The sequence below is a fragment of the Komagataeibacter oboediens genome, from assembly GCF_018491655.1.
Taxonomy (GTDB): domain Bacteria; phylum Pseudomonadota; class Alphaproteobacteria; order Acetobacterales; family Acetobacteraceae; genus Komagataeibacter; species Komagataeibacter oboediens.
The window spans coordinates 1-14,529 of sequence record NZ_JABLUU010000008.1 but is presented as its reverse complement, the minus strand read 5'-3'; the positions used below and the strand labels follow the sequence as shown (position 1 = coordinate 14,529).

Here is a 14,529-nt window from a genome sequence, read left to right as displayed (position 1 = left end):
ACGGTGGGAACAGGGGCACGCCCGCACGGGATGGCAGGATTGCCGTGGCCCGCAGGCCATGCCCGGCGTACCCCATGCCCGGCGGCGCTGGGGCACGCGCGGGCGTGCTGCCTGCATGCGTGCCGGTTAGTATGAAAATATCATACAGACCGCACAGGAAACGCCATGCCCGTACCGCAGCCCCGTACCCCGGATGCCCCCCGTACCACCCCCGATGGGGAACGCCGCCGCGTGGCCGCCCTGCTGCGTGCCGACCGGCGTGCGCGCCTTGCCGCGCGTGACATCGCCATGGGGCTGAAACCCGACATGGGGGCCGACGGTCCCGCCGCCCGCGCGCGCGGTGTGGAGACCACCCGCATGGAACTGGCCCCGCGCACCCGGCCGCAGGCCGTGCGCCTGACGCGCGACACCTGCATGCTGGACCGGCTGTTTTACCGCGCCAATGCCGCCCTGACGGCAGACCAGCACGCGGCGGGCCTGCGGTTCCGGGCCATATGGCGGCGCGCCACGCGGGGCGGGCGGCTGGTGCAGCGCTACACCCCCCATACCGGCGCGGGCGGTGGTGGCACGATGGAGGACACGGAGGCCAGCGTCCACGCCCGCCGCGCCATGGACCGCGCCCTGTCGCTGCTGACCCCCGCGCGCGCACGGGTGGTGTGCGACGTATGCGGCATGGACGAAGCCCCCGGCACGCGCATCCGCACGCTGCACATGGCGCTGGATATCCTGCATGAACGGTGGTGACGAACGGGCGTGCCGCGTGCCGTTTCCGTCCGGTAACGGAACAGCATGACCCTGACGGATGTGGCCGGTCATGCTTTTTTCCGGATACCTCGCAGGCTGCCGCCTGTGCTGGCAAAACGCGGCGCCTGTCCGGGGCTGTTGGCTAAAGGTCGTGATACAGGCCGGTGATGTGGTATGGGGAGGGAATGAACAGAACCGGTCTTGTCCTTGCCCTGCTGTCTGCCGTGCTGTTCGGGGCCAGCACGCCATTTGCCAAGCTGCTGCTGGGGGATATGTCGGCACAGATGGCGGCGGGGCTGCTGTATCTTGGCTCCGGCCTGGGGCTGGCGGTGGTGCTGGGGGCGCGTGCGGCATTGCGGCTGCCCAGTCATGACGAGGCACCACTGACGCGCGCCGACCTGCCGTGCCTGCTGGGTGTGATTGCCACGAGCGGGGTGGCGGGGCCGCTGCTGCTTATGGCCGGCCTTGCGCGCAGCGACGCGGCCAGCGCGTCGCTGCTGCTGAATATGGAAAGCATCGCCACCCTGCTGATCGCATGGGTGGTGTTTCGCGAAAACGTGGACCGCAGGCTGCTTGTGGGTGCCGCGTGCATCGTGCTGGGGGCGGGCGTGCTGTCATGGCAGGGGCACGCGGCGGTTGCGCCCGGGGCGCTTTACATCATCGCGGCATGCGTGTGCTGGGGCATTGACAACAACCTCAGCGGCAGGCTGTCGGCTGCCGACCCGGTGCGCATCGCCATGCTGAAGGGCGTGGTGGCGGGCAGCGTCAACCTGTGCGCGGCCCTTGTGCTGCAGCATGCCCGCATGCCGGGTGCCGCCGTGGTGGCGGCGGCAGGGGGTATCGGTTTCCTTGGCTATGGCGTCAGCCTTGTGGCGTTCATGCTGGGGCTGCGCCACCTGGGGGCGGCGCGTACGGGGGCGTATTTCGCGCTGGCCCCGTTTATCGGGGCGGTGGTGTCGGTCGTGCTGTTCCACGCGCATGACCTGGGGCGGCTGGCTGTCGCGGGCGCGTTCATGGCCGTGGGGCTGTGGCTGCATCTGAGCGAACGCCACGACCATGAACACGAGCACACGGTCATGGCCCATACCCACCGCCATGTGCATGACGAACACCACCAGCACGAACACGGCCCCGATGACCCGGTGGGCGAACCGCACACCCACCACCACGTGCACACCCGGCTGGTCCACAGCCATCCGCATTACCCCGACCTGCATCACCGCCACGACCATGACGGGGACGGCCATTCCCACGACCCGGACCACACGCACGGGCCGGACGGGCATACCCACGCCGCCTGACCCCGCCGGGAGCGGGGGGCGACGGTATTATGGCGAAATCATGGCATGTCCGGCCTTTTGCCGTTCCCTCCCGACATGGTGACCGGTATAGGGGAATGATCTGATCAGGACATTCATTGCGGAAGAGAATTGAGATAGTGGACAAGCCCAAGATTTTCGTCAGCGCCGGTTCCCCATCAACCGAGGCCCAGGAAAAATTTATCGAAGCGATTGAACAGAAGCTTCGTGATGCAGGCTTTGAACCCCAGACCGTGGGCCGGACGCGCTTCGCGGCGGAAGCCCCGCTGAAGGAAATCATCCAGACCATAAATGAATCCGTCGGCGCGATGATCATTGCCGAAGAACGGGTCTATATTGAATCCGGCACGGAACGGCGGGGCGGCAAGAACGAACGTGCCCTGAAGGACGTGAAGCTGACCACGCCGTGGAACCAGATCGAGGCCGGCATGGCGTACTGCAAGGGACTGCCGGTGTTTGTCGTTATGGAAGAAGGCGTGCGGCAGGAAGGGCTGCTGGAACCCTATGACTGGATCGTGCTGCCCATTCCGTTCCCGTTCACCACGGATTCGTTCGTAAACGTGTCTTTCAACGATATGTTTGATGCGTGGAAAAAGAAGATTGCGGAAAAACAGGCCCAAAAGCAGCAGGCGGCAGCACAGGCCACCGCCACGGCCAATCCCGCCGACATGACGATCGGGCAGATCCTGTCATCGCTGAAGCCCGCGCAACTGTGGGCCACACTTGGCAGCATGCTGGTCCTGCTGGCTGGTGCCTTCACACTGGGCAGCCGGCTGTTCATGGGGCACTGACGCGCCACGACCACCCCATCGGCGCGGGCCCGTTTCAGGCCGGGAGGCCGCGCACGGCCGGGCCGGATTGACACGCCAGCCCCCCGCCACCCATCATGCCCGGCAACCGGCATGGGGAGGAGAGGCGGGACATGGATGGGTATGCGGGCTGGGCCGAAACCGACCTGCCGGACTGGCTGGCCACGCCGCGGCGGGATTTTGACCGCCTTGCCGCCCACCTGCGGCCCGAGGTGGAGCGGCTACTGGCGGCGCAGGGCGTGTTCGCCCCGTTTGGCGCGGTCATGGCGCCGGGCCGTTATCTGGGTGTGATCGGGACGGTGGCCGCGCCAAACGCGCAGGCCGACAGCGCCATACAGCTGGACCGCGCGCGCGACGCGGTGCAGGACGCGGCATTGCGGACGGGCGCGCGGGCGGCGGCTGTGGCTGCCAACTGCACCGTGCTGCTGCCCGGTGGCGACGGGCCGGTACAGGCCGCCGTCATCATGTGCGCCCACCGCGACGGCACGGCGGAAAATATCGTCTATCCCTACCGCGTGGGGGAGGCGGGCGTGACCTTCGCCCCCGCACAGGTGACCGAGGGCACGCAGGACATCTTTCCGCCCATCCGCCTGCGGTTCCACATACGCGAAACCTGCCCGCCCCGTCCGGCGGGGTATGCGGTCACGGCGTTCGCGTTTCACGGCATCGACCGCGCCACCGTGTGCGCCCGCATGGGCCTGACGGATACCGGCACGCCACAGGACGATGCCCGCCCCGCGCCCACGTCCATCACCAGCCTGCCCGATGGGTGGACGGTGGTGGTGTGCAACGACCCGGCCATGGCGCGGGCGCATGAAGCACGGCTGGCGGCGTATTCCGCAGGCGCCACCATTGCAACCTGCACCGTGGATGAACGCCGGTATGAAAGCGCCGCCAGTTTCTACCATGACGGCACGCAGATCTGGACCGTAAGCCACCATGGACAGGCCGCAGGCCCGCACGACCTGACCATAACCGGCACCCCGCCCGCAGCGTTACACGAAACCATTGCCGCGATGGACCGCGAGGAAACCGAAAGTGGCTATCCGCCCGGCATGCTGGATTTCTATTTCGATATTCCGGTGGAGGTGGTGTCTGCGCTGACGGGATTCCGGTACTGTCAGCGCGCGTATACGGATGTTGTATTTGATGTTGTGCAGGACATACCGGGCCGGCAGGGCGCAGGACCATAAATACTGTTGCTGGCGGCGTTGCCGCCCAAGGTTGATATGGGAAAACGGATGGCAGGTGTCGCCTTCAACCCGGACATAAAAACGCTAAGCTGAGCCTCACGAAAGCCGACATGATCGTGGGCCACTCAAACCTCCATGGCTGCGCTCTGAAAAGTCGGGATTGATCATACGCTCGGGGATACTTTTTTATCAGGTCGCGAGACATCGACGACATAGACATCGATCACATCGCGGAGATTCTCGGGCAGACGGTCGATGAGCATCGTCCTAAGGTCATCCGGGGTCTTCGGTCGTGCCAACCCGTCAGGATGGACGGGCAGATTCTTTCCCGGCAGATCGCCGAACCACAGGACGATGTATGCGCCCCGGCCCTCGGCATGCCAATCATGCAGATAACGTGCAGCAAGCTGCTCGACCGGCGCGGTCCAGACTTTGGGGTGCCATTGCCCCTTAATCTCGACCGGCAGACCAATGCCACCGAGGATCGCGGCAATGTCCGCGCGCTTCTGCTGTGGCATGTACATTTCCGGTACGAAGCGGATTGCGTCAGGCAACTGGCCGGAGATATGTTCGATCAGGCGGTTGCGGCAGAAATTCTCGTCGCGTGGTTTCGCGCCGTTCCAATAGGCTTCCCACATGTCGGTTGCTGTTGAGTGCATCCGGTCGTCGAGGGCTATGATGCGGTCGCCAAAAAATGCCCGCATATCGTCAATCGTCGACGGCAGCCCGCCGCTGACGACGGCGGTGAAACCCTCAACCGACATCGGCGTGAACTCCGAATCGCGCCGCACACGCAGCTGAAGCGCCAAGGCATGCCGCAATGGATCAAGGTAGCTCGGATCGACAACGGCGATCAGATGTTCGAGCGCGGTGGTCGCATCGCGCGACGGGTCGCCGCCAATAGCGTAGCCGCAGTTCTCGATTATCGCTGTCGCATCCCAAGGATTGGTATTTCCGTTCGAGCCGACCTGCGGATGCGAGGTTTGCGGCCAGGCATGGCTGAAACGCTCGACAATAAACTGGTACTGGGCGACCGAAAGCCGTTGATCTTCATCGCCCCATCTGCAGGAGACGCGGTCTCTAATACACCAGAGAAAATCGGGATTATCCGCCGCAACTTTCACTAGCATGTCGTAGGTTGCACCGAAATCGACCAGAAAATCGAGCGCGAGCCATGCCAATTTCGTTCTGCGGAAATACCGGCGGCTGCGGAATTTACGCGCCAGAGACTGCAGTTCAACCGGATTGGCATGGCGGGTCGCTTGGTCGAGTAGTTTCTCCAAGACCGTTGTCGGAAGAGACGGAAAACGTTCCAACCACTCCACCGCCAGCCTCCCCGCTAAGGGCCGCCAGCGCGGATCCCTGTCGAGAAAAGAGAGATCCTCTATGTCGATTTTCTTGCGTTGGAGTTGCGGCTCGATCGACGTGCGAAAGAAGCGTTCGATTGTAAAATCATCGTAAAGCACGGCATTTTCAAGCGGCGTTAAGTCGATGCAATGTAAAATCCTTATCCGCCGCACTGCCATGAACGCTGCCTCGCGCACTTCGACCGTCAGATGATCAACACTAAGGCCGCGCCGCAGCAGTTCGACCACCCCGCACACAAAGACAAGCGCGACAGAATAGGTCTTACGGTCAAGGCGCATCTCGACAATATCGCGCGCGGACGGCGTGTCATTACGGTCGCAGCTGGCCATAAAGCCCTGCATCACCCGCTCGCTGAGTTCTGCCCCTAACACATTCGTTAAGCGCGTTTCTGGCCGTGCTCCAAAGCTTAAGCCCGAACAAAGGTCCGTGCGTTTGCCCAGATAAATGCAGGCCGCATCATGCAACAGGTTCGGTGTGCCCAAGTCGACCGATGAAAGATCCTTGGCAAGTGTGTCGCGTAATGTTTGCTGGTCTGCAGTCCGCTGAGCTTCGCGTTCCTGATCAACCGCTTCGCGTTCAGTTTGCCGTTTATGGACAGGCTGCTTCGACCACTCATCGAGCCTCGCCATAAATTTGGGCGCGCCATTTCCTATTTTGGCTGCAGCCTGCCGTACAGTCGCGGCATTAACGTTTCCGCGTGGTACGAGCTGGACAAGTTCTTCTAGCATTTTCAGGTCCGTTGCTGTGTCTCCGAGGCGACGACCGAACTCCTCAATCAGCGCAATGACCTCATTCGCATTTGGCTTGAGGTCCAGACCGCAATAGTCGAGGTCATCGGTAGCGCGGTAGATATGCTCGTAGCCGGCGTCGAAAACGACATAGCTCTGAACCGCGCGCCGAACCGCCGGGTGTAGGCTGAACCATTTTGTGAGCGCTTTGGTCGACTCTAGTTTACGGTATGGGGTGTTACCAACCCAAGACAGCCGTCGCCAGATATCAGCCGCGGCCATCCCGGGATTAGTCGTCAATGCGCAAAGCCCGGCGCGATGTACTAGATCGACAGCTTGCCACTTATACCAATGACCACTTTTACTGATCATTCGCTCACCATAATTCTGAACTACGTCAAGCAGCTCTTCCAGTTGAGTGCTCGTCAATGCCTCGATCGATCTCCCGTTGAGACGTACATATTTGTCGTCACTCTGAGCAGCGTTGCTGACCGTGACGTCGAGATGCGCATAGAACTTACGGACGGCCAGATCCCTCGCGACGGTATCTAGCCCAAGATCATACAACAAATCCCAGGCCAGCCGCAGATCATCTTCACCCCCTTGCGCCAGTAGATGTTCGATTGCCTCGGCGGGATTGTCGATCCGGCGCATTACGCGCAGCGCGTCGGCGGCGCGGTGACGCACGCTGTAGGTACGCGCCTTGTCGAGCATCATCGCGCGCAATTCCGGCTCCAACATCGCAGTGAGCTTGCTTCCCGCCATCGCCTCGACAAGCAGCAGCGTGAGCTGCATGTGTTGATCGGGTGTTCCGATCAGAGTCAGGATATCGTCCTTAAGTTCGGTACGCATGAGACCGCTTGCCGGATGCCGCCCCCAATCTTCCGCGCGGAAAAACGGGTCACGATTGGACAGCGAAGCTAGGGCGCCGAGTAGACGGCGCGCGATATGGACGGGCACCGTCTCGGCATCCCCATAGCGCAACACAGCATAGGGATCTGCGGCAACACAGACCTCTGCTAGCGTATCATCGAAATGAGCCATCCAGGCGTGTAACCCACGTAACGATGTCGGTACGCCGTGGCCTTGGCCGAACAACGAGAAGAGCCGCCGTTCCGACATGCCGGACTGGAAACAGTGCGCGAGCCACTTCGCGCCGAGATACTCGGCGATGACCCGATGCAGGAGATGAAAACGCTGGCTGCTTTCTGCTTCGAACAGCCTAGTCTGGAGCGCGACTTCGATTGCTTCGGCATGCAGGTGTGCGGCAATGCTTCTGACGTGGACGCAGTCACCGGGAGTCTTGCTTACCGGACCATTGAACAGTCCCGCAATGTCACACAGTATTTGGGTGGCGGCATAGGCACCGGCGGCGAGAAGGAGTTTCTCGGATGTGGCGTGCGCACGGTCGGCGTCCTGATGGCGGGGATTATCTTCCTGCACGAGCAGCTGGCAGGCGCGATCAAGCAATTGCGCACGACTGGTCGGCAGCGCCTCATCACTCGCCGCTACCTCTCCGATCAGCCGCAACGTCAATGGATTCTTGTAAATCTCATCAAGGCCACGGTGCGCGAGATGGGTGAGAACGCTCTCGGCATCTACAGAAGGAAAACTACGACGAAGGAAGTGAGTCGCGTCATTGTGGTTGAACGCCAGTAAATGAAGGATGGTCGGGGCGCGCCCATAGTCATCCTCAATCTTGATTCGATCGGCCGCCCCACGCCAGTCGACTTCGCGGCTTGACAGAATGAAGCGGGGATGGCCCAGCTTCGACAGTTGGCCGAGGATGGCATCAACGCCGTCGCCCGCAGACGCGATCTCATCCAGACCATCAATGACAAGACATTTGCCGTTGGGGATCACGCGTTCAGGCTGAGCATTCCGCACAAAACTTGATGCGCGGACATAGAAGAAGCCGGCCTTTTGCCCGATTTTCTGCGCCAGCATGCTCTTGCCTATGCCCGGATCACCAAGGATGATGACGGGACCATCAAGATCAAGGATCGCTGCCTGATCGATGATGATCGACGAGTGCGTAGCGGGATCTTCGCGCTTCAACCTCCGGTTAATATCAGTAATTGGTGTCACATCCGCCATGATATTAATTTAATCATTTCTACTTTTTCAATCAACGCACAGCATCCATGTGATACCTCGACCGCTTAACAGGCCTGCTTCTTGGGTCGCGACCTAGCCAAGATGATCGATTACGATCCTCTAATTCCCGTCGGGCAAATGTTCAGTGGCTTGCAGCACATCATAGAGGCGCTCGAAGCGGACCAATGGCTCGACTTCGTCAGTGGCTATAATCTGAGCGACAATGTGCAGGCTCACCATTAGTCAATGGGCCAAGCGCATACGCTGCTTATGGCGGAGCGAGAACGCGAGGTCATCATAAGCGTGAGTGTGGCGACTGTCTGCTTTCGGTTGTTTCTTCCCTATAGCCGACATTCTGCTCTCCCCCGCAAAGGCGTCATTCCCATAGGTTTCCGAACGTATCGGCATCCGGTGTGGCGGGATCTCGGTCGAACACAGTCCTAGATGTTTAGTCCCGGGATTTGATGGGTTGGGTTGATGATGAATCGTTCTGGCTCTGAAGTCCATATCTTGCAGATGTATTCATAGGGTGTGAGGCCTTTGAGTGTCTTGAGCCGTCGCCCGAAATTATACGCGGCGATGAAGTCATTGAGGTGCGTCCTCAACTGCTCATGGCTGTCGTAATGGAAGCGTTTGACCGTTGCTTCCTTGATCGTGCGGTTCATTCGCTCGACCTGACCATTGCTCCAGGGGTGATTGGGTTTTGTCAGGCGATGCTCGATCCCGTTGGCCTCGCAGATCATGTCGAAACGCATGGAACGTGACCATGCCGTGCCCCGGTTGCGGGGGTGTTCAGCGAACTGGATGCCATTGTCCGTCAGGATGGTATGAACCCGATAAGGGACGATGCGCAGAAGATATTCGCGAAGGTGTACCGACGAAAGGCCACGATCATCGCTTCGTCAGTCTCGGACAGAACCGTTGAGCGCGGCTCTTTGGGGCCTGTCTTCTGATCCTCGACAGTCTGACGCTTCCGCCACTTCGCCACCGTTTTCGGATTGATCCCGAACGCCTCGCTCAGCGCCGTGAGCGAAGCCTGCGATCGCTGTATTGCCGCTCGCACGGCGTGCGTGGTCGTGGCGCTCCCATGACGTATCTGTCCCATAATGCTTCCTTCCACTCGCGTGAAACTACAACACCATCAAACCCCGAGACTAAACACCTAAGTAGCAAGAAATGCACTCGCAATTGTCATGGCTATCTTATCTGCCGTGCTCCAAATTGGATCGGTCTTGAGGTGGGCATACTGTGCGGTGGTCTGCACCTGCGTGTGGCCCAGTAGCCGACCTTCCGCTTTCCCCCGCAACAGCCGGCGGGCAGAACAAACCGCTTCCCACCTGCGCGGTTTCTCACGATAACAGCCCTATCATGACACAACCGCGCCCGGACTGCCCCGCACGGCAGCCCGGGCGTTTTCATGTCCGCCGGATAACAGGGAAGGATGACCATGCCCGAACCCGCCATACCGGGCGCGCGGCGCGGGGCGTACAGCCGCAGGCTGGCGGAGGAAATCTGCACCCGGCTGGCTGATGGGCACAGCCTGCGCGCGATCTGTAATGATCCGGCCATGCCGCACCGGGCCACGGTGTTTCGCTGGCTGCGCGACAATGCGGCCTTTCGCGCGCTGTATGCCACCGCGCGGGAAGCGGCAGCCGATACGCTGGCCGAGGAAATCATAACCATAGCCGACCGCGCCACCGGCCGTGACGACGTGCCCGCCATGAAGCTGCGCATGGAGGCACGGATGTGGGTCGCAACCCGCCTGCGGCCGCCCGCTGACCGGCGGGAAGGGGGGAACACCATTGCCATCACGATCACGACCGATGATGCGGACCTGTAAAAAAACAGAATAGAAGTTTCCGGGTGCCGCCTTTTTTTCAAAAAGGCGGTGTTCTTCAAAGCTTTTTGAAAAAAGCTTCACCAAAAACTTTTTCTTACTTTCAGGGGGCAGGCTTTTGAAACACGCCTTCAGCCTGACACCGGACCAGCGTATGGCCAACCGGCTGCTGGGCGGTCCCGCAACCCATATCCTGCTGCGCGGTGGCGCGCGGTCGGGCAAGACGTTCGTGCTGGTACGCGCGGTGGTAATCCGCGCACTGAAGGCGGCGGGCACGCGGCACGGCAATTCCGCCACCGGCTGAACGCGCTCCGGGCCACCGTCCTGGCCGATACGTTTCCCACCGTCATGCGGCGGTGTTTTCCCACCGTGCCGTGGGCACTGTCGCGCACCGACTGGACGGTGGAGATGCCCAACGCGTCGGCCATCCTGTTCGGCGGGCTGGATGATGAGGACCGGACGGAAAAGATACTGGGACTGGAATTCGCCACCGTTTACCTGAACGAAGCTAGCCAGATCACCTATGGCGCGCGCAACATGCTGCTGACGCGGCTGGCGCAGAAATCGCCCCTTGCGCTGAAGGAATATATCGACGCCAACCCGCCCACCACCGCGCACTGGCTGTACCGCGTGTTTGAGGACGGGGTGGACCCGACATCCGGCGCGCCGCTGGACCGCGCGCGTTACGCCACCATGCGCCTGAACCCCGACGGCAACCGCGCCAACCTGTCACCCGAATACATGGCGCAGCTTGAGGCCCTGCCGGAACGTGAGCGCAGGCGCTTCATGCTGGGGGAATATCAGCAGGCGGTGGATGGCGCGTTGTGGCGGATGGAGGATTTTCGCCGTGCGGCCGCCATCACCCCCGCAACCCGTGGCCGCGTGGCCGCGACGATGCGCCGCATTGTCGTGGCGGTGGACCCGTCGGGCTGTTCAGGGCCGGAGGATACGCGGTCGGACGAAATCGGCATTGTCGTGTGTGGCGTGGATGCGGGCGGGAACGGGCATGTGCTGGCCGACCTGTCACGGCGGGACAGCCCGGCGGGGTGGGCGCGCGCGGCATTGCAGGCGCAAATGGACTGGGGCGCGGAGCGGATCGTGGCCGAGCATAATTTTGGCGGTGCACTGGTCGAGGCCACGTTGCGCGGCATCAACCCCAATGCCCCCCTGCGCATGGTGACCGCCAGCCGGGGCAAGGCCGCGCGTGCCGAGCCTGTGGCCGCGCTGTATGAACAGGGCCGCGTGACCCATTACGGCAGCTTTGCCACGCTGGAGGAACAGTTGTGCCAGTTTTCCGCCAGTGGCTACCACGGCCCGCATTCCCCCGACCGGGCGGATGCACTGGTCTGGGCGCTGAGTGACCTCATGCTGTCCACACCGCCCGCAGCCCCGGCGCGATGGGTGCCAACGCGGTTTACACTGGGGCGGTAAGGGTGGTTACCCAGTCCGTATCCCGATCCGTTATGGACTGCCTGAAGGGTCAGTTTTGCAATATATGGAAATAATAAAGACGGTTCTGGTGAGCCTTTTGCTGAAATACTTTGAAGAACGACGCCTTTTTGAAGAAATATGGTACCCGAAAACTTTTATTTTTTCCTTATTCCAGAACCGGGCGGACCGGATCATACCGCGGCTGCGCGGAAATACCCGCTGATATCCACCCGCCCGCCGGGTGAAAAGCGCAGCAGCGGAATGCCGATATGGGCGAAGGCAGCATCAACCAGCTCGTCGCGGTACTGGCGTTCGGGGTGGGCGTGGGTGCCATCATCCAGTTCGATGCCCAGTACCACGGTGCCGCTTTGTACATGCGTCACCACGAAGTCGATGGATTTGGAGGCGATCTTGAAAAACGCATGCCGGTTGGCGTCACGATCCGGTCCGCGCGGCACGATGAAATCGGCCAGCCGCACCTGCGGGCAGACGTAATAACCACGCGGCACCTGCGCCACCAGCGTGGACAGCACGCGCCGCTCCCACCCCGACAGCAGGGCCGTGGGCTGATACAGCCGCACCGCCCAGTCGTAATCGGTCATGGAAACCGGCACGTCAAACCCCGCATCTGCCACCGGCGCGGGTACGGGTGCGGGCGGTGGCGCGGGGGCAGGCTGCTGCGCGGGCGGGAAAGGGGGGAGTGCGGGCGGATGGCCATGCCGCCTGCGCCACGCGCCCACAACCACCGCAATGGCCGCGCCAACCACACCAATTTCCACCGCCAGGCGCACCGGGGTCAGCAGCAGGTGACTGATATCCATTTTCTTTTTCCTTCTCCGCACGGTCATGTGCCCCACGGCCGCCTGTCTATCGCGGTTTTGCCACCGCATCACCACCAAATCCGCATCCCCTTGCCCATTACACCGGAGAGACAGCATGGACTGGCAGGAACTGAGGAAAACCTACCCCCGCGACCCGGACCTGCCCGCGCGCGCCCATGCGCTTGCCGCACTGGCCCGCGTGCTGGACGGCACGCAGTACGACGCCATCCCCAACCCGTTCGGCACCGAATATAACGGGGCGGGGGAATACATTCCCCTGTCGCAGCGCAGGCCGTCGGTGCGCACCAACATGTGCCGCGCGGTGGTGGATGACGCGGTATCGCTGCTGTTCGGTGCATCGCACTGGCCCACCACGGTTGCGGCCGACCCCGCCGTGCCGGGCGTTCTGGCGCAGGTGGCGGCGGACACCGCGCTGCCGGCCCTTATGATCGATGCCGCAACGCGCGGGTCGGTCGGGTCGGTGGCCGTGCTGGTGGAAGCGGTGGACCGCCGCCTGCGTTTTGCGGTGCATGACACGCTGTACCTGACCCCGCACCGGGATGGCACGGGCGAACTTGCATGCATGCGCGAATGCTACAAGGTCACGGGCGCCACGCTGGCGGGGCAGGGGTGGCAGGTTGGCCCCGATGATGCGACAGCCATATTCTGGTGGCTGCGCATATGGGACCGCGCGGACTGCCACGTTTACGTGCCCCGACGGGTCGATACCGGCCTGCCCGTGCAGGTCGATCCCACGCGCAGCACGCACCACGGGCTGGGGTTCGTGCCGTGGGTGTGGATGGCCAACCTGGCCGCTCCCGGCGTGGTGGACGGGCCATGCACCTTTGCCCCCGCTATCGATACGGTGATCGAATGCGATTACCTGCTGTCGCAATCCGGGCGGGGGCTGAAATACAGCGCCGACCCAAGGCTGGTGATCCGCGCGGGACCCGACCCGTATGCGGACGGGTCGCCCGCGTCATCAGGGGGCGCGGCATCCGCCCTGACCCTGCCGCTGGATGGGGATGCCAAGCTGCTGGAAATCAATGGTGACGCGGCGGGTGCGATGCGCGACCATTACCGCGAACTGCGCGCCAGCGTGATGGAGCAGATCCACGGCAACCGCGCGCAGGCCGACCGGCTGGGTGCCCCCACGTCGGGTCGTGCGATGGAACTGCTGTACCAGCCCCTGCTGTGGCTGGCGGACCGGATGCGCCTGTCATATGGCGAATACGGGCTGCTGGCGCTGTACCGCATGGTGTGCGCGTTTTCCCATGTTATTGCCGGCGGCCTGCGCATTGGCGGGCGCGATTACGCGGGGTTGCAGGCCGATGGGCTGGCATTGCAGTGGCCGCCCTATTTCGCGGGAACGGAGGCCGATCTGGCGCAACTGGCGCAGGGGCTGGATACGGCGGTGCGCGGCGGCTTCCTGTCGCGGCAGACGGCGTGCGTGATCCTGGCCGCCCGCGCGGGCACGCCCGGCCCCCATGCGGAATGGGCGCGTATCGGGGCCGAAAGCCCGAGCTGATTTTTCCCCTGTTCTGAAGGAAGCACGACATGACCCGATCAAGCGTTCCCGAAACCCCCGACATGGACACGATGCGCCGCGAACTGGCCGCCCTGCGCGCCGAACGTGACGATGCCGTGCAGGCCCGCGCCACGCTGGAGGCCGACCTTGCCCGCGCCACGGAACAGGCCACAACGGCCCGCACCCGCGCCAGCCGTGCCGTGATCCGTGCCGAAGCCCGCGCCATGGCCGCCCGCATGGGCGCGGTGGAGCCTGCCGATGTGGTGCGTCTGGTGGACCTGTCCGCCGTCACACTGTCCGAAGATGGTGCGCCGCAGGGGCTGGACACGATTATGGAAGCCGCACGTGAAAGCCGTGCCTACCTGTTCACCACGCCCCGGCCCGCGTCCGGCGCGGCCACAGGCACCACCGCATCCGGCCCGGCGCCACGTGCGGGCGATCCCGCCCCGTTCGATGCCCGCACGGCAGGCGCGCGGGATGTCAGGGCGGCAGCCAGCGCGGCCGGCCTACGCTGGCCGGTCGCGACATAGGACCATGGCCGGGATGCCATGCCCCGCCCGGACTGCATGAACCGCGCGGATCCTGACTGATCATGGTCCGCGCGGGTTTCAGCATGACCTGTTCATGTGGCCTGACCGGCCAGTGGCGGAACCG

General features: G+C 62.8%; 9 protein-coding genes and 2 pseudogenes. 8 read left to right on the top strand and 3 right to left on the bottom strand.

Annotated features, from left to right (window positions below; all coding sequences use genetic code 11):
• Positions 1 to 165 precede the first annotated feature (165 nt).
• From HNO79_RS08470 to HNO79_RS08455, 4 genes are all read left to right on the top strand, one after another.
• Entirely contained in the window at positions 166 to 744 is a 579-nt protein-coding gene (locus tag HNO79_RS08470; RefSeq protein WP_214165529.1) for a hypothetical protein, read from the top strand.
• 185 nt (positions 745 to 929) lie between these two features.
• Positions 930 to 2,045, top strand: a complete 1,116-nt coding sequence (locus HNO79_RS08465; RefSeq protein WP_214165528.1) for a DMT family transporter — start codon at positions 930 to 932, stop codon at positions 2,043 to 2,045.
• A gap of 137 nt (positions 2,046 to 2,182) precedes the next feature.
• Positions 2,183 to 2,854, top strand: a complete 672-nt coding sequence (locus HNO79_RS08460; RefSeq protein WP_200409233.1) for a hypothetical protein — start codon at positions 2,183 to 2,185, stop codon at positions 2,852 to 2,854.
• Between the two features lie 131 nt (positions 2,855 to 2,985).
• Positions 2,986 to 4,065 (top strand): hypothetical protein, encoded by a 1,080-nt coding sequence (locus HNO79_RS08455; RefSeq protein ID WP_214165527.1) that lies wholly within the window; start codon positions 2,986 to 2,988, stop codon positions 4,063 to 4,065.
• Positions 4,066 to 4,229: 164 nt separating this feature from the next.
• Here the strand turns inward: HNO79_RS08455 and HNO79_RS08450 are convergent, their stop codons facing one another.
• Positions 4,230 to 8,258 (bottom strand): NACHT domain-containing protein, encoded by a 4,029-nt coding sequence (locus tag HNO79_RS08450; RefSeq protein WP_214165526.1) that lies wholly within the window; start codon positions 8,256 to 8,258, stop codon positions 4,230 to 4,232.
• A 440-nt stretch (positions 8,259 to 8,698) separates the two neighbouring features.
• A pseudogene (locus HNO79_RS08445) lies at positions 8,699 to 9,363 on the bottom strand (integrase core domain-containing protein).
• A gap of 336 nt (positions 9,364 to 9,699) precedes the next feature.
• Between HNO79_RS08445 and HNO79_RS08440 the strand changes: the two are divergent.
• Positions 9,700 to 10,098 (top strand): terminase small subunit-like protein, encoded by a 399-nt coding sequence (locus HNO79_RS08440; protein ID WP_048857146.1) that lies wholly within the window; start codon positions 9,700 to 9,702, stop codon positions 10,096 to 10,098.
• A 151-nt stretch (positions 10,099 to 10,249) separates the two neighbouring features.
• Positions 10,250 to 11,526 (top strand): annotated as a pseudogene (locus HNO79_RS08435) (phage terminase large subunit).
• Positions 11,527 to 11,717: 191 nt separating this feature from the next.
• Here HNO79_RS08435 and HNO79_RS08430 read toward each other — a convergent pair.
• Entirely contained in the window at positions 11,718 to 12,347 is a 630-nt protein-coding gene (locus HNO79_RS08430) for a DUF2726 domain-containing protein (RefSeq protein ID WP_214165525.1), read from the bottom strand.
• Between the two features lie 115 nt (positions 12,348 to 12,462).
• Between HNO79_RS08430 and HNO79_RS08425 the strand changes: the two genes are divergently transcribed.
• The gene (locus HNO79_RS08425) at positions 12,463 to 13,875 is read left to right on the top strand and encodes a portal protein (protein WP_214165524.1); all 1,413 of its coding nucleotides are present in this window, start codon (positions 12,463 to 12,465) and stop codon (positions 13,873 to 13,875) included.
• A gap of 29 nt (positions 13,876 to 13,904) precedes the next feature.
• The gene (locus HNO79_RS08420; RefSeq protein ID WP_048857149.1) at positions 13,905 to 14,405 is read left to right on the top strand and encodes a phage scaffolding protein; all 501 of its coding nucleotides are present in this window, start codon (positions 13,905 to 13,907) and stop codon (positions 14,403 to 14,405) included.
• The last annotated feature ends 124 nt before the right edge of the window (positions 14,406 to 14,529 follow it).